Below are 15,467 nucleotides of genomic sequence, written 5' to 3' on the forward strand. Positions count from 1 at the left end.
GCTTTAGCTGGCGTGACTAAGGCCGCTGCAACGCTGTTCGCTTGGTTGGCTGTCAAGCACGCTAGCGCTCTTGGCCTGGGTGGGTATGGGAAGGGTGAGAAGGGCCAGAGCGAGTAGGTTGCTCAAAAGCCCGGCTTGGCGGACATGGCTGCGCGTGGTCGGCATAGCAATTCCCCTGCTTTTGTTGTTATGCCTAAGGCGTAGCAGAGGATGTGCCAGCTGTCACGGCGGCTGCCGAATAATTGCGCAATGCATCTTCGATCTGGTCATATTGTCGCGATCAGGCTTGATCAGGCCGGTAATAATCCGCTTTATGCCGGCAAACCCTGGCTACTTACTCAGCCAGTTGACCTTGCTGAATTTGCCGCTAAAGGTCGCCGGCATCTGCACCACCTTGCCCAGTTTGTAGTTGAAGAACACAAAGCCGGATTTGGCCATGGCCACCAGCGCGCCGTCGGCCGGGCGGGTGATGCGGAAGGTGATGTCGCCGCCATAGGTGTTGAAGTCCATCACACCGACCTCGAACAGCAATTGATCGCGGGCGTGGGCTTCGGCGCGGTAAGTGGTGGCGAGGTCCGTGACGATGATGCCGGTGCCGTCTTCCTGGGTTTCTTCGATGCCGAACTCAAACAGAAAACGCGCTCGCGCCTCGGAAATCATCGAGATCATCGAATCATTGCCCAAGTGGTTGGCGGCATTGATATCGGTTACCCGCACAGTCAGGTGGGTGGCGTAGCAGAACTGGTCTTCGGGAAATTCAAGGGTCAGGCGGGCCATGGGCAAGATCACAGTAGAGAAAGACCGCCAGTTTACCCACTAGCGGCCGTAGAAGAGAGGGCTCGTTATTCCTCGAGTATCAACAGGCGACGTTCAATCGCCTGATCGGTGGTCAGCCCCCTTGCCCATCGTCCTCAGCCAGAGTGGCGGGCGCGACGGGCAAGCATATGCATCAAGCCGCCGGGCGCAGCTGTTTCTGATAGAGGAATTCCAGCACCGCGGCGCGGTACTCGTGGTAGCGCGCGTCGTGGGCCAGGGCGATGCGATCACGCGGGCGCGGCAGTTGCACCTGGAGGATTTCGCCGACGCTGGCGGCCGGGCCGTTGCTCATCATCACGATGCGGTCGGAGAGCAGCACCGCTTCGTCGACATCGTGGGTGATCATGATCACCGTGTTGCCCAGTTCGGCGTGAATCTCCATCAGCGAGTCCTGCAGGTGGGCACGGGTCAGGGCATCCAGCGCGCCGAAGGGTTCGTCCATCAGCAGTACCTTGGGTTGCATGGCCAGGGCGCGGGCAATGCCGATGCGCTGTTTCATGCCGCCCGAGATCTCGCTGGGGCGTTTGTCCTTGGCGTGCATCATGTGCACCAGTTCGAGGTTGTGCTCGATCCACTCGCGCATCTCATGGCGCGATTTCTTGCCCTGAAATACCTGGCGTACCGCCAGCTCGACGTTCTGGTAGCAGCTTAGCCAGGGCAGCAAGCTGTGGTTCTGGAACACCACGGCGCGCTCTGGGCCGGGCGAGTTGACCTCACGGCCGTCGAGAATTACGCCACCCGTGGTGGCCTGATAGAGCCCTGCAACAATATTCAGTACGGTCGATTTACCGCAGCCGGAGTGACCGATCAGGGAGACAAACTCGCCTTTGTCGATTTTCAGATTAACGTTCTGCAGCGCGCAGTACAGGCCCTTGTCGGTGGGGAAGCTGATGCCGACGCCGGTCAGTTCGAGGTGTGGATGGTGCATGGCAAACTCCTGAATTTATCGATCAGCGCAGGTCAGCATTCTTGTCCCAGCTAACACGGCGCTGGAGCATTAGCATGAGGCGGTCAAGGACGAAGCCGATCAGGCCGATAACGACGACCGCGACCATGATCCGTCCCAGCGAGTTGGAGCTGCCGTTCTGGAATTCGTCCCAGATGAATTTCCCCAAACCTGGGTTTTGCGCGAGCATTTCGGCCGCAATCAAGACCATCCAGCCGGTGGCCAACGACAACCGTAGACCGGTGAAGATCATCGGAATAGCCGCCGGCAGAACGATCCGCCGCACATGGCTCAGTGGCGACAGGCTAAGTACGCGGCTGACGTTCTGCAGATCCTTGTCCAGGTTGGCCACGCCCACTGTGGTGTTGATCACCGTCGGCCACAGGCAGCACAGTGCTACCGTTACCGCTGAAGTGACGAAGGATTTGGCGAACAGCGGGTCGCTGCTGGTATAGACGGCGCTGACGACCATGGTCACCAGGGGTAGCCAGGCCAGGGGTGAGACCGGTTTGAAAATCTGGATCAGCGGGTTGACCGCGTTGTAGATGGGCTTGCTCAGGCCGCAGACGATACCCAGGGGGATGGCCACCAGTGAGGCGATGAAAAAGCCGGTCATGACCGTATACAAGCTGGTGAATATTTGTTTGAAGAAAGTCGGTTTGCCGGTATAGGGGCGAGTGGTGATAGTGGCGTCTGGTTGCTTGGCCAGCTTCTCGGCGTTGCGCAACTCCTGACGTTCATAGAAGGCGTCGGCCTTTTTCTGCTCGCGCAGGTGTTCATTCACCAGGGCGCCGAATTGGCTAGCTACCTGGGTCGGTGCGGGGAATTTGCCGAGGCTGGTGTCGATACTGCCGGCAATCATCTGCCAGAACAGCAGGAAGAATAGGATACCGACCGCAGGCATCAATACGCTGGGCAACCAGCGTGTCAAGGCTGCGCCGCGGGCAGATTTAAGAGAATCTTGAATGGGCTGGGCGACGGCGGGGTTGCTCATCGTCTTGTCCTCGAAGCAGAGGGGGGCCGGAGTACCCGGCCCCCAGGGCAGTTGATGCGTTACAGCGCCGAGTTGGCTTTCAGACCAATCTTGAATTGCTCGATGTACGCGTTCGGCTTGCGCCCGTCATAGGTCATGCCATCGATAAACTCATTGGTCGGCGCGCGGAAGCCTTCTTCACTGGCGGCTGGAAAGTCTTCGGCTTTGGCCTTGCCTTCCGCGATCAGTTCGTCAGCGGCACTGCGGTATACCGCGGGCAGATAAACCTGCTTGGCAATATCGAAGTACCAGCTGTCTGGCTTGGCTTCGCCGATCTGGCCCCAGCGGCGCATCTGCGTCAGGTACCAGATGGCGTCCGAGTAGTAGGGGTAGGTCGCGTTGTAGCGGAAGAACACGTTGAAGTCGGGGACGTCGCGCTTGTCGCCTTTCTCGTATTCGAAGGTGCCGGTCATCGAGTTGGCGATCACCTTGGCGTCGGCGCCGACGTATTCAGGGCGCGAGAGGATTTCTACGGCTTCTGCGCGGTTGGCATTGTTGTTTTCATCCAGCCACATGCCGGCGCGTATCATCGCCTTGACCAGTCGTTTGTGGGTTTCCGGGTTGGCGTCAGCCCAGGCTTTGGATACGCCGAGCACTTTTTCCGGGTTGTTCTTCCAAATCTCGTAGTCGGTGATCACCGGGACGCCGATGCCTTTGAACACGGCGGCCTGGTTCCAGGGTTCGCCCACGCTATAGCCATCGATGGTGCCTGCCTCGAGGGTGGCCGGCATCTGCGGCGGCGGGGTGACCGAAAGCAGCGCGTCGGCATTCAACGTACCGGTGATATCGCCCTTGGCCGGTGCGTAGTAGCCAGGGCTGATGCCGCCAGCTGCCAGCCAGTAGCGCAGCTCATAGTTGTGGGTGGAAACCGGGAAGACCATGCCCAAGTTGAAGGGCTTGCCTTTGGCCTTGTACTGCTCAATCACCGGCTTCAGTGCGTCAGCCTTGATTGGGTGAAGCGGTTTGCCGTTTTCCATCGGCACATGCTTCTTCATTTCTTCCCACACGGCATTGGACATGGTGATGCCGTTGCCGTTGAGATCCATGGAAAAGGCGGTGACGATGTCAGCCTTGGTGCCGAAGCCAATGGTGGCGCCCAGGGGTTGACCGGCGAGCATATGTGCGCCGTCCAGTTCGCCAGTGATCACGCGATCCAACAGGACTTTCCAGTTGGCCTGGGCTTCCAGGGTGACGTAGAGGCCTTCGTTTTCGAAGAAGCCTTTTTCGTAAGCGATGGCCAGTGGCGCCATATCGGTCAGCTTGATAAAGCCAAGCTTGATTTCCTCTTTTTCCGGGTCGGCGGCGTGAGCGATCTGCATGCTCAAGGGTGTGAGCAACAGGGCTGCGGCGCAGCCAAGGCCTGCAAGGGTTTTCTTCAGTAGCGAACGGCGAGTGGTGGAGATACGCATAGTGGTTCCTCAAGTCCCAGAAACGAAAAAAGACGTCGCGGACAGCTCGCCCTGTAGTGGGCCGAGTGTCGTTGACGTCTTTGTCAATTCGTCCTGATCACCGCCGTTGGCGATCTGAAGACGTGTGTTGGTTGCTGCCTGAGGGTGAATAAGCAAAGGCCTTGCCAGCTTTTCTCAAGGCATTGCCGTAACGCGTTTAGGCCTGGGCTGAGGGCAGTTCGAGATAGTCTGAGGTTTGATTTATATATCTATATAAATCAATTATTTAAAATTAATATCTAATGTTAAATATATTTTTAAACCGCGCCAGCAGATTTCCCTAACGCTGGCCGGTAAGCTTATTTCTTCGATTCAACGAGCCAATGCTGTGCATGGTCAAGCCGCTGCCAAGCGCTTTTGCTTCGCCTTGGTGCTGGCTGAACTCAGGTGTTGAACGCGTGCCAACGTCTTAGCGCGACAGCGATTTACCCTGAGCTTCCTCGACAAACTCCTTGAGCCAGCGCAGCACCTCCACCGCCTCCCAGCGCGAGGGGTCGAACATCGCATAGGCCAGGCCCTGATAGCCGACCACATCCAGCTGACGGTGATAACCGGCGCGCTGCAGCAAGGCTTCGATCTCGGCAAAACAGGTGTTGAAGTGCACCCGGGAAAACGGCGTCTTGCCCTCGGTGACGATGCCTTCAAGTTGCAACTCATTGACGGTGGTCCGGACTTTCTCCAGGGGCATGCGATTTACGCTGTGTTTCAGCTGCAGTACGTCGAGCATCTGGGTACTCCTGTTAACGCCTTCTATGGACCCGTTCACCGGGCGGCACGGTTGGCTGGATGGCATGACCAAGGGTAATCGAAAAATACTGTACAAATAAACAGTATTCGATAATAGTAAGCCCAAGGCCCTAACCGGCACTTACTCGATCACCCGCGCCATCTGCCCGCAAAGCCAATGGCCACAGGCACTGCAGAGGAGTCACTAACAATGCAACAGATGCTCATGACAATTGTGCTGTTGGGTCTTTTGGCCGGTTGTGCACAACCGCAGCTTGATCAGCCTCGGGCCAATGGCACCTACCTGGTGATCGAGAATGGTCAGGCCTGGGCCGTGCTGGTATCCGACGGCAAGCGTGTGGAAGAGCAGGGCAAGGTGGTGGATGTGATCAGGCTGCCCAGCGAGGACTCTGCCGTGGCGGCCAGTTATGTGATCGAAACGGCCAATTGCGGCCGTGTGCAGTGGCTGAGCGAACGCTCGGATGCGGCGGACGGCATGACCAACCTGATGTCGCTGCACAGCAACAATCAACTGGGGCAGAGCGGCTGCGTCATTACCAGTGGCTTAAGTAAGGTTTGGACGGTGCTGGATTACTCTGGCTGAAACGACAGAGGGCGCCCGAAGATGCCCTCTGTTAGTTGCTTACTCGTCGTCCTTGGCCTTCTTGCCAGGTAGCAGGCCATCGGCGCGGAACATCGTCTTGATGCCGCGAATCGCCTGACGGATGCGATCCTGGTTTTCGATCAGGGCAAAGCGCACATGGTCATCGCCATAATCGCCAAAGCCGATACCCGGTGAGACGCAGACCTTGGCTTCCAGCAGCAGCTTTTTGGCAAACTCCAGCGAACCGAGCGGGGCGTACTGCTCGGGAATCTTCGCCCAGACATACATCGAGGCTTTCGGGTTCTCAACCATCCAGCCCAGCTCGTGCAGGCCCTTGACCAGCAGGTTGCGGCGCTGGCGGTATTGCTCGGCGATATCGCGCACGCATTGCTGATCACCTTCCAGGGCGGCAATTGCCGCCACCTGCAGTGGGGTGAAGGTGCCGTAGTCGTGGTAGCTCTTGATCCGCGCCAGGGCGCTGACCAGCTCTTTGTTGCCGACCATAAAGCCGATGCGCCAGCCGGCCATGTTGTAGCTCTTGGACAGGGTGAAGAACTCCACGGCAATGTCCTTGGCCCCCGGTACTTGCATGATCGACGGGGCTTTCCAGCCGTCGTAGACGATATCGGCATAGGCCAGGTCGTGGATCACCAACACGTCATATTGCTTGGCCAGGGCCACCACGCGCTCGAAGAAGTCCAGCTCCACGCACTGCGCGGTGGGGTTGGAGGGAAAGCCGAGGATCATCATTTTTGGCTTGGGGATCGATTCGCGAATCGCGCGCTCCAGCTCGGCAAAGAAATCCACCCCGGGGATCAGCGGCACCGAACGCACCTGGGCCCCGGCGATCACCGCGCCGTAGATATGAATCGGGTAGCTGGGGTTGGGTACCAGCACCGTGTCGCCGTGGTCCAGGGTGGCCAGCATCAGGTGCGCCAGGCCTTCCTTGGAGCCGATGGTGACGATGGCTTCGCTTTCCGGGTCGATCTCGACCGCGTAGCGGTCTTTGTACCAGCGCGAGATGGCGCGGCGCAGGCGTGGAATGCCGCGCGAGGTGGAATAGCCGTGGGTGTCTTCACGCTGGGCGACCTGCACCAGTTTTTCGACAATATGCGGCGGCGTGGCACCGTCCGGATTGCCCATGCTGAAGTCAATGATGTCTTCGCCCCGGCGACGCGCGGCCATCTTCAGCTCAGCGGTAATATTGAACACGTAGGGGGGGAGTCGATCGATGCGCGCAAAGCGGCGCGAAGCTTGGTCAGCCATGCTTTCCTCGGATACGTAAGCGCCCGGAACCGTCCGAGCGACGTTGGCCAGTGCGCTGGCCAGGCGGCGAAGATAAGCGCCGCACCACCCGGCTGTCCAGAGCAGTTGCCGGCAAACTAAGAGGTACAGCCGTAGGATGGGTTGAACGAAGCGACAAAGCGGCAGGATGCCGTATTGCACAGCTTCAGCTGCCCATAGGGTGAGGGACATGGATGTCCTTCATGATACCCATGGTGTGATTGTTCGATGGGTATCGACGCTGCGCGCCTCAACCCATCCTACGCACTTGCTGGCGATGCTTTTAAACGCAAAGATCGCCAGCAAGCTGGCTCCTACAGGTTCGGGCTTAGTTGCCGAGCATGTCGTGCATGGCGATGATCTGTTCGGCAACCTGCGCCAGCTTTTGTTGGCGGCTCATGGCCTGACGACGCATCAGGGTGTAGGCCTGTTCCTCGTCGCAGCTTTTCATCTTCATCAGCAGCCCCTTGGCCAGTTCGATGCGCTTGCGCTCGGCCAGCTGGGCGTCGCGGGCCTGCAACTGGGCGCGCAGCGCCTGGTCGCTCTCGAAGCGGGCCATGGCTACATCCAGAATCGGTTGCAGGCGCTGGGCGTGGATACCTTCGACGATATAGGCGCTTACGCCGCTCTGGATCGCCTGGCGCATTACGCCCGGGTCGTGCTCGTCGGTGAACATGACAATCGGCCGCGGTTGGTCACGGCTGACCAGTACCACCTGTTCCATCACGTCGCGGCTGGGCGATTCGGTATCGATCAGAATCACGTCAGGACGTACCGCCTCGACCCGCTCCGGCAGGTCGATGGTCAAACCGGATTCGTCGATCACCTCGAAGCCGGCCTCGGTCAGGGCTGTTTTCAGACGGCCGACCTTCTTCGGGGTATCGTTGATCAGCAAGATACGCAGCATCTTAGCGACTCTCCTGGTGAGCGCTGAGCGGGGCGTCAGTCAGCGCATGCAACTCGAAGCTGCGGGCGTAGCCGACAGGGTCGCTGCCATCCCAGCACTTGCCATCGAGCAGTTGGCTGCTGCGCATTGCTTGCGGCACCTGGATATCCAGGGCGCTGGCCGCCTGTTTATACAGCTCAAGCTGCTGCACCTGGCGGGCGATGCCGAGGTAGTCGGGATCATCGCGCAGCAGGCCCCAACGGCGGAACTGGGTCATAAACCAGATAGCGTCGGACAGGTAAGGCATGTTCACCCGACCCTCGGCATGGAAGCGCAGTGGGTGCCCATCCAGCCAGGCATGGCCGAGGCCGTCCTGGTACTGACCGAGAAAGCGTGGCTGGATCGCCGACAATGGTGCATCGACATACTCGCTGCCGCTGATCAGTTGTGCGGTGCTGCGTTTGTTCTCTTCACTCTCGTCGATAAACCGGCTGGCTTCCAGTACCGCCATCACCAGTGCGCGGGCGCTGTTGGGGTGCTGCAGGGCAAAGGCGCGGGTGCAGCCCAGGACTTTTTCCGGATGATCGGGCCAGATCGACTGGCTGGTGGCCAGGGTGCAGCCCATTTGCTCATCCACCGCCTGGGCGCTCCAGGGTTCACCGACGCAGAAGCCGTCGATACGCCGGGCCTTGAGGTGGGCGAGCATTTGCGGCGGCGGCACCACCACGCTGTCGACATCGGTCAGCGGGTGAATGCCCTGGCTGGCCAGCCAGTAGTAGAGCCACATGGCATGGGTACCTGTGGGAAAGGTCTGGGCGAAGGTCAGGCGCGCACCGTCTTGGTGCGCGCGCTGCGCCAGTGCGTCGCCGCTGCACACACTTGCAGCTTGCAGGTCCGGCGACAGGTTGATGCTCTGTCCATTGTGGTTCAGCCCCATCAATACCGCCATGTCGGTGGCTGGCGCGCCACCGAGCCCCAGCTGTACGCCGTAGATCAGGCCGTAGAGGCTGTGGGCCGCATCCAGCTCACCGCTTAGCAGCTTGTCGCGCAGGGTGGCCCAGGAGGCCTGGCGCTGCAGATTGAGGGTCAGGCCATGCTTTTCGGCGAAGCCCTGGGTGGCGGCCACGATGACCGATGCGGCGTCTGTGAGGGCCATAAAGCCGATATTCAGTACCGGTTTTTCCGGGGTATCGCTGCGGCTGATGTCGTGCTTATTCATGGTACGTTTCCTGTGCCCACACAAAAAGATGCCGCACCAAACGCCGACTTCAGTCTGCGATCAGAACGACACCATTGTCTATTTCAGCCATTTCCGTCGTTGGAAAGGCCTGATGGCTTAAGCCAAAGCAAGGCATATGCCATCTGTCTGCGGGCTGTTACGTCGGAAAAGAAAAAGCCCCGCACAGGGCGGGGCTTTTCTTTGTACATGCAGCGTGATGCGTTGTTTCGTTAGGCTTGAACGACCGGGATCTGGGCGTTCGCAGCCGCTTCACGGAACTCGGCGATCTGATCGAAACTCAGGTAGCGGTATACGTCCGCAGCCATGGTGTCGATTTTCTTCGCGTAGACCATGTATTCCTCAACCGTCGGCAGCTTACCGGTGATGGCTGCAACAGCCGCCAACTCGGCCGAAGCCAGGTAGACGTTGGCACCATCGCCCAGACGGTTGGGGAAGTTACGGGTGGAGGTCGAGACCACGGTGGAGTTCGCCTCAACGCGTGCCTGGTTACCCATGCACAGCGAGCAGCCCGGCATTTCCATGCGCGCGCCGGCTTTGCCGTAGATGCCGTAGTAGCCTTCTTCGGTCAGCTGATGCTGGTCCATCTTGGTCGGCGGCGACAGCCACAGACGAGTCGGCAGGGTGCCTTCGACTTTTTCCAGCAACTTACCGGCAGCGCGGAAGTGGCCGATGTTGGTCATGCACGAACCGATAAACACTTCGTCGATCTTCTCGCCCTGAACCGAGGACAGCAGGCGGGCATCGTCCGGGTCGTTCGGTGCGCAGAGCACCGGCTCGTTGATCTCGGCCAGGTCGATCTCGATGATTTCGGCGTACTCGGCGTCCTTGTCGGCTTCCATCAGCTTCGGATCGGCCAGCCAGGCTTCCATCGCTTGGGCGCGACGCTCCATGGTGCGCGCATCGCCGTAGCCTTCGCTGATCATCCAGCGCAGCAGGGTGATGTTCGACTTCAGGTACTCGGCGATGGCTTTCTCTGGCAGTTTGATGGTGCAGCCGGCAGCAGAACGTTCGGCCGAGGCGTCGGACAGTTCGAACGCCTGCTCTACGGTCAGCTCGTCGAGACCTTCGATCTCGAGGATGCGGCCGGAGAAGATGTTCTTCTTGCCTTTCTTCTCGACGGTCAGCAGGCCTTTCTGGATGGCCACGTAAGGGATGGCATGGACCAGGTCACGCAGGGTGATGCCCGGCTGCAGTTTGCCCTTGAAGCGCACCAGTACCGACTCCGGCATGTCCAGCGGCATTACGCCGGTGGCAGCGGCGAAGGCGACCAGACCGGAACCAGCCGGGAAGGAGATGCCGATCGGGAAACGGGTGTGCGAGTCACCACCAGTACCGACGGTATCCGGCAGCAGCATGCGGTTCAGCCAGCTGTGGATGATGCCGTCGCCAGGACGCAGGGACACGCCGCCACGGGTGCGGATGAAATCCGGCAGGGTGTGGTGGGTGGTGACGTCGATTGGCTTCGGATAAGCGGCGGTGTGGCAGAACGACTGCATCACCAGGTCAGCGGAGAAGCCCAGACACGCCAGGTCTTTCAGCTCGTCGCGGGTCATCGGGCCGGTGGTGTCCTGGGAGCCGACGGTGGTCATCTTCGGTTCGCAGTAGGTGCCAGGACGCACGCCTTTGCCTTCTGGCAGGCCGCAGGCCTTGCCGACCATCTTCTGCGCCAGGGTGAAACCCTTGGTGCTGGCAGCAGGCGGCTCCGGCAGCTTGAACAGGTCGGTTGGGCCCAGGCCCAGTTCGGCGCGGGCTTTCTCGGTCAGGCCGCGACCGATGATCAGCGGGATACGGCCGCCAGCGCGGACTTCGTCGAGCAGTACTGGGGTCTTCATTTCGAAGGTGGTCAGTACTTCATCGGTGCCGTGCTTGCAGACTTTGCCAGCATGCGGGTACAGGTCGATCACATCGCCCATGTGCATGTTGGACACGTCGAATTCGATTGGCAGAGCGCCGGCATCTTCCATGGTGTTGTAGAAGATCGGAGCAATCTTGCTGCCGAAGCAGAAGCCGCCAGCGCGCTTGTTCGGCACGTTGGGGATGTCGTCGCCGAAGAACCACAGCACCGAGTTGGTGGCGGATTTACGCGAGGAGCCGGTACCGACTACGTCACCGACGTAGGCAATCGGGAAGCCTTGGCCGCGCATGGCTTCGATCTGCTTCATCGGGCCGGTTACGCCTTGCTCGTCCGGCACGATGCCGTCACGGGCCATTTTCAGCATGGCCAGGGCGTGCAGCGGGATATCCGGACGCGACCAGGCATCTGGAGCCGGGGACAGGTCGTCGGTGTTGGTTTCGCCGGTGACCTTGAACACGCGTAGGCTGATCTTCTCGGCCAGGGTCGGACGGTTCTTGAACCATTCGCCGTCAGCCCAGGATTGCAGTACGGCTTTGGCGTGAACGTTGCCGTTTTTGGCTTTTTCCGCGACGTCGTGGAAGGCGTCAAACATCAGCAGGGTGTGCTTCAGTTGCTCGGCAGTCACGCCAGCCAGTTCGCTGTCGTCGAGCAGCTCAACCAGGGTGGCGATGTTGTAACCGCCTTGCATGGTGCCGAGCAGTTCAACAGCGTGTTGCTTGCTGATCAGCGGGGAAGTGACTTCGCCTTTGGCAAGGGCAGAGAGGAAACCAGCCTTGACGTAGGCGGCCTCGTCGACGCCTGGCGGCACGCGGTTGGTGATCAGGTCGAGGAGAACAGCTTCTTCGCCGGCTGGCGGGTTTTTCAGCAGCTCGATCAGGCCTGCGGTTTGTTCGGCGTTCAGCGGCTGGGGCGCGATACCCTGAGCGGCACGCTCTGCTACATGTTTGCGATAGGCTTCAAGCACAGTTATTACCCTCATCAGTGGTCCCAAAGAGTTGTCCGGGACGCGATCCAGAAAACAACAAACCAGGCGCTTCGTGGCTTTATGGGCCGCTCAGCCGAGGTTGCGCTGCTTTCTTGCAGAAGCTGTTTTCAAAGTTTTACGCCGGCAGGACGGGCTGGATGAGGGCTGGTGCAGACACTTGAAGAGTGGTTCAAGGGTCGGCACCAACATCGAACCTGCAGGATTGACTGTGCTCGTGACGCTTTGAAAACAGCTTCCAACGGACGTTGCTGCCTCTAAAAGGCCGGCCGATTCTACTGGAAAGCTTTGCTAAAGTTAAGCCAAAGGCCCCGCTTATATAGGGGCAATCTGCCTTAGACAAAGGGCTAACAGGCCGCTGAAAGGCTACTGCGCTCGGCAATGCTGCGTTGAAGTCAGCGTCAGAGTGCTCATGAACATCTCGTACACTGCGCCTCTTCAGCTGACGTCGCCTTGCCTTGCCGTCGCTCGCTACATTTTTCAGCGGCCTGTTAAGATGCCAACCTGTCCACCAGTATCCATGCCTTTCGTTATGTCCAACCAACGCATCAAAACCCCTTGTGTCGGCCTGTGCTCCACTGTTTACGGCGATTTGGTCTGCCGTGGCTGCAAGCGCTTCCATCATGAGGTGATCAACTGGAACGGCTATAACGACGAGGAAAAACGCGCCGTCTGGCTGCGCCTGGAAGTGCTGTTGGTGCAGGTGATGGCGGCCAAGTTGGAAGTTTTCGATGCCGATCGCCTGCGGATGCAGCTGGAACAGCGCAAGATCCGCTTTGTGCCGCAGCAATCGCCGTATTGTTGGGCCTATCAGTTGATTGCCCGGGGCGCGCGGGTGATCAGTCAGTTGGAGGCCTATGGCATGGTGCTGCTGCCGGAGTTTCGCGGCTGGGGCCTGCCACAATTGCGCGATGCGATTGATCGCGAGTTCTTTCTGCTGTCCGAGGCGCACTACGAGCGCTATATCGCGCCGCGTTTTCTGCTCGAAGGGCTTGAGATAAGAGTCTGAGTACCTTCAATCGATGAAAGAGCAGTCTGTTTAGGCTGATGCCAGTCAGTTAAGTCAACCGGCGTTTTGTTTTTGCTCAGATACTGCGCTGTTTTTGGCCTTGTCAGCGGTGGATCGCTGTGATCGGCCCGGCCAATCACACGCCAGACTAGCGCCTCCGGAATAAAAACACCCTGCGAAAGCTCGGCCTTCGCAGGGTGTCGGATGCTCTTATCAGTCCCGTATTAGACGAGGCCTTTTATTGAGCGATTGCGGCGGGGGGGGGCTTAGATCAGCTCGGCCCACATATCGTATTCATCAGCATCGACGATACGCACGCGTACCTTGTCGCCGGGCTTGATCGCGGTGCTGTTGATAAATACGCTGCCGTCGATTTCCGGGGCATCGGCGTAGCAGCGGGCGACGGCGCCCTGGTCGTCGACCTCATCGATCAGTACGTCCATTTCCTTGCCGACTTTCAGTTGCAGGCGCGCGGTGCTGATGGCTTGTTGGTGGGCCATAAAGCGATCCCAGCGGTCTTGCTTGATATCGTCCGGTACGGCGTTGTCGAGCAGGTTGGCCGGCGCGCCTTCTACCGGCGAGTACTGGAAGCAGCCAACCCGGTCGAGCTGGGCTTCGCTCAGCCAGTCGAGCAGGTACTGGAAGTCTTCTTCGGTCTCGCCGGGGAAGCCGACAATAAAGGTGGAGCGGATGGTCAGCTCCGGGCAGATCTCGCGCCAGGCCTTGATTCGCGCCAGGGTTTTGTCTTCGAAGGCTGGGCGCTTCATGGCTTTCAGCACTTTCGGGCTGGCGTGCTGGAAGGGAATATCCAGGTACGGCAGGATCTTGCCGGCGGCCATCAGCGGGATCAGCTCGTCGACGTGCGGGTAGGGGTAGACGTAGTGCAGGCGCACCCACACGCCCATGCTGGAGAGCGCTTCGCACATTTCGGTCATACGGGTTTTCACCGGCTGGCCGTTCCAGAAGTCGGTCTTGTACTTCATGTCCACGCCGTAGGCGCTGGTGTCCTGGCTGATGACCAGCAGCTCCTTGACCCCGGCCTTGACCAGGCGCTCGGCCTCGCTCAGCACTTCACCCGCCGGGCGGCTGACCAGCTTGCCGCGCATCGACGGAATAATGCAGAAGCTGCAGCTATGGTTGCAGCCTTCGGAAATCTTCAAATAGGCATAGTGGCGCGGGGTGAGCTTGATGCCCTGTGGCGGCACCAGGTCGATCAGTGGGTTGTGGTCCTGCTTTGGCGGCACCACTTCATGCACGGCGTTGAGCACCTGCTCGTATTGCTGCGGGCCGGTGACCGAGAGCACGCTGGGGTGCACGTTGCGAATCGCGCCTTCTTCTACGCCCATGCAGCCGGTCACGATTACCTTGCCGTTTTCGGCCAGGGCTTCACCGATCACTTCCAGCGACTCGGCTTTGGCGCTGTCGATAAAGCCGCAGGTGTTGACCACTACCACGTCGGCGTCCTGATAGGTGGATACCACCTCATAACCTTCCATGCGTAGCTGGGTCAGGATGCGCTCGGAGTCCACCAGTGCCTTGGGGCAACCGAGCGAGACAAAGCCGACTTTCGGCGTGGCGGGGGTGGACATGGCGTTAACCTCAGGCGTGTACGGGTGGATGCTGGGCGCTTGGTGCACCGCTGATCAAAAAGTGCGCAATTCTAGCGGCGACGCTGGCAATTGACCAGCGCTGAGCGTCGCCTGCAATGTTGCTGGGCTTGGGCGGGCTTATACGCGTTTGCCAGGCAGGATGCGCGTCAGGGTGTTGTCGCGCACAACAAAGTGATGATACAGCCCTGCGGCGGCATGTAAGCCGATCAGCCAGTAACCGACGCTGCCGGCCAGTTCGTGCCATTCCTTTATGGTGTCGGCCAGATCCGGGTTCTTGTCGATCAGTGGCGGCAGCTCCAGGCCGAAAAATGGAATGGGTTTACCGGCGGCGCTAAGGATCAACCAGCCCGCCAGGGGCGCGCCGATCATCAGGGCATAGAGTGCCAGGTGCATCAATTTGGCTGGTACGGCTTGCCAGGCGGGCAGGCTGGGCGTGATTACCGGTGTTGGCGCAATGGCGCGGGCCAGCAGGCGTAGCCAGACCAGGGTGAATACGCTCAGGCCGAGCATAAAGTGCCATTGTTTGAGCAGCTCGCGCGTGTCACTGCCCTTGGGGAAATTGTCCTTGAGTTCGATGCAGGCGTAGACGCCGGCAATCAGAATCAGCATCAGCCAATGCAAGGCGATGGACAGGCTGCCATAGCGCGATTCGGTATTTTTCCAGGGCATAGTGGTGTGAGCTCCGCGGCTGTAAGTGAAGATCTGTCCAAGTTTAGGTAGGCAAACCTCAAGCCTTGCTGAGCTGGGCCAGCTAAATCACGCACAAACAAAAAGGCCACTCGATTGAGTGGCCTTTTTGAGTATCTGGTTGCGGGAGCAGGATTTGAACCTACGACCTTCGGGTTATGAGCCCGACGAGCTACCAGACTGCTCCATCCCGCGCCGACCATTCTATATAGAAATCGCCCGCTGTCAATAAAATAGTGTTCTTAATCAAATGCTTAGATTGTTTTCCCAGGGCAAACAAAAAAGGCCACTCGATTGAGTGGCCATTTTTGAGTATCTGGTTGCGGGAGCAGGATTTGAAC

At 59.3% G+C, this 15,467-nt stretch carries 13 protein-coding genes and 1 tRNA gene; 2 read left to right on the top strand and 12 right to left on the bottom strand.

The genetic code is table 11. The features are described from left to right. Positions 1-330 precede the first annotated feature (330 nt). From WA145_RS01065 to WA145_RS01085, 5 genes are all read right to left on the bottom strand, one after another. Complete coding sequence (locus tag WA145_RS01065) at positions 331-777, bottom strand: thioesterase family protein (RefSeq protein WP_422579785.1); 447 nt, start codon at positions 775-777, stop codon at positions 331-333. Positions 778-949: 172 nt separating this feature from the next. Further along, positions 950-1,744: an ABC transporter ATP-binding protein gene (locus WA145_RS01070; protein ID WP_422579786.1), complete on the bottom strand. Its 795-nt coding sequence runs from the start codon at positions 1,742-1,744 to the stop codon at positions 950-952. A gap of 22 nt (positions 1,745-1,766) precedes the next feature. Then, positions 1,767-2,693, bottom strand: coding sequence for an ABC transporter permease (locus tag WA145_RS01075; protein ID WP_422579787.1), 927 nt, complete (start codon positions 2,691-2,693; stop codon positions 1,767-1,769). Positions 2,694-2,815: 122 nt separating this feature from the next. After that, positions 2,816-4,204 (bottom strand): CmpA/NrtA family ABC transporter substrate-binding protein, encoded by a 1,389-nt coding sequence (locus tag WA145_RS01080; protein WP_422579788.1) that lies wholly within the window; start codon positions 4,202-4,204, stop codon positions 2,816-2,818. A gap of 448 nt (positions 4,205-4,652) precedes the next feature. Continuing rightward, positions 4,653-4,970 carry a transcriptional regulator gene (locus WA145_RS01085; protein ID WP_167144492.1) on the bottom strand — a complete coding sequence of 106 codons (318 nt, stop codon included), beginning with the start codon at positions 4,968-4,970 and terminating at the stop codon, positions 4,653-4,655. 210 nt (positions 4,971-5,180) lie between these two features. Between WA145_RS01085 and WA145_RS01090 the strand changes: the two genes are divergently transcribed. Next, entirely contained in the window at positions 5,181-5,573 is a 393-nt protein-coding gene (locus tag WA145_RS01090) for a hypothetical protein (protein ID WP_422579789.1), read from the top strand. A gap of 39 nt (positions 5,574-5,612) precedes the next feature. On the opposite strand, the gene alaC is transcribed toward WA145_RS01090, so the two are convergent. The 4 genes from alaC to acnB form a co-directional block, all read right to left on the bottom strand. Continuing rightward, positions 5,613-6,839, bottom strand: a complete 1,227-nt coding sequence (gene alaC, locus WA145_RS01095) for an alanine transaminase (protein ID WP_422579790.1) — start codon at positions 6,837-6,839, stop codon at positions 5,613-5,615. Between the two features lie 346 nt (positions 6,840-7,185). After that, a complete protein-coding gene (locus WA145_RS01100) occupies positions 7,186-7,764 on the bottom strand; it encodes an ANTAR domain-containing response regulator (RefSeq protein WP_422579791.1) in 579 nt (192 codons plus the stop codon). Between the two features lies 1 nt (position 7,765). After that, complete coding sequence (locus tag WA145_RS01105) at positions 7,766-8,962, bottom strand: CmpA/NrtA family ABC transporter substrate-binding protein (protein ID WP_422579792.1); 1,197 nt, start codon at positions 8,960-8,962, stop codon at positions 7,766-7,768. 230 nt (positions 8,963-9,192) lie between these two features. Beyond that, positions 9,193-11,802: a bifunctional aconitate hydratase 2/2-methylisocitrate dehydratase gene (gene acnB, locus WA145_RS01110; RefSeq protein ID WP_422579795.1), complete on the bottom strand. Its 2,610-nt coding sequence runs from the start codon at positions 11,800-11,802 to the stop codon at positions 9,193-9,195. A 550-nt stretch (positions 11,803-12,352) separates the two neighbouring features. On the opposite strand from acnB, the gene WA145_RS01115 reads away from it, so the two are divergent. Beyond that, complete coding sequence (locus WA145_RS01115; protein ID WP_422579796.1) at positions 12,353-12,829, top strand: DUF1289 domain-containing protein; 477 nt, start codon at positions 12,353-12,355, stop codon at positions 12,827-12,829. A gap of 266 nt (positions 12,830-13,095) precedes the next feature. Here the strand turns inward: WA145_RS01115 and rimO are convergent, their stop codons facing one another. From rimO to WA145_RS01130, 3 genes are all read right to left on the bottom strand, one after another. Continuing rightward, complete coding sequence (rimO, locus tag WA145_RS01120; protein ID WP_422579793.1) at positions 13,096-14,418, bottom strand: 30S ribosomal protein S12 methylthiotransferase RimO; 1,323 nt, start codon at positions 14,416-14,418, stop codon at positions 13,096-13,098. 138 nt (positions 14,419-14,556) lie between these two features. Next, a complete protein-coding gene (locus WA145_RS01125; protein WP_422579794.1) occupies positions 14,557-15,108 on the bottom strand; it encodes a cytochrome b in 552 nt (183 codons plus the stop codon). Positions 15,109-15,244: 136 nt separating this feature from the next. Continuing rightward, positions 15,245-15,321, bottom strand: a tRNA-Met gene (locus WA145_RS01130). Positions 15,322-15,467 lie beyond the last annotated feature (146 nt).

This window comes from Pseudomonas sp. (assembly GCF_049301935.1).
Taxonomy (GTDB): Bacteria; Pseudomonadota; Gammaproteobacteria; order Pseudomonadales; family Pseudomonadaceae; genus Aquipseudomonas.

What these genes read in the sequence shown, in the direction of transcription:
- WA145_RS01065 (WP_422579785.1), bottom strand. Translation starts at nt 777, where the DNA reads ATGGCCCGCCTGACCCTTGAATTTCCCGAAGACCAGTTCTGCTACGCC.
- WA145_RS01070 (WP_422579786.1), bottom strand. Translation starts at nt 1,744, where the DNA reads ATGCACCATCCACACCTCGAACTGACCGGCGTCGGCATCAGCTTCCCC.
- WA145_RS01080 (WP_422579788.1), bottom strand. Translation starts at nt 4,204, where the DNA reads ATGCGTATCTCCACCACTCGCCGTTCGCTACTGAAGAAAACCCTTGCA.
- WA145_RS01085 (WP_167144492.1), bottom strand. Translation starts at nt 4,970, where the DNA reads ATGCTCGACGTACTGCAGCTGAAACACAGCGTAAATCGCATGCCCCTG.
- WA145_RS01090 (WP_422579789.1), top strand. Translation starts at nt 5,181, where the DNA reads ATGCAACAGATGCTCATGACAATTGTGCTGTTGGGTCTTTTGGCCGGT.
- alaC (WP_422579790.1), bottom strand. Translation starts at nt 6,839, where the DNA reads ATGGCTGACCAAGCTTCGCGCCGCTTTGCGCGCATCGATCGACTCCCC.
- WA145_RS01100 (WP_422579791.1), bottom strand. Translation starts at nt 7,764, where the DNA reads ATGCTGCGTATCTTGCTGATCAACGATACCCCGAAGAAGGTCGGCCGT.
- WA145_RS01105 (WP_422579792.1), bottom strand. Translation starts at nt 8,962, where the DNA reads ATGAATAAGCACGACATCAGCCGCAGCGATACCCCGGAAAAACCGGTA.
- WA145_RS01115 (WP_422579796.1), top strand. Translation starts at nt 12,353, where the DNA reads ATGTCCAACCAACGCATCAAAACCCCTTGTGTCGGCCTGTGCTCCACT.
- rimO (WP_422579793.1), bottom strand. Translation starts at nt 14,418, where the DNA reads ATGTCCACCCCCGCCACGCCGAAAGTCGGCTTTGTCTCGCTCGGTTGC.
- WA145_RS01125 (WP_422579794.1), bottom strand. Translation starts at nt 15,108, where the DNA reads ATGCCCTGGAAAAATACCGAATCGCGCTATGGCAGCCTGTCCATCGCC.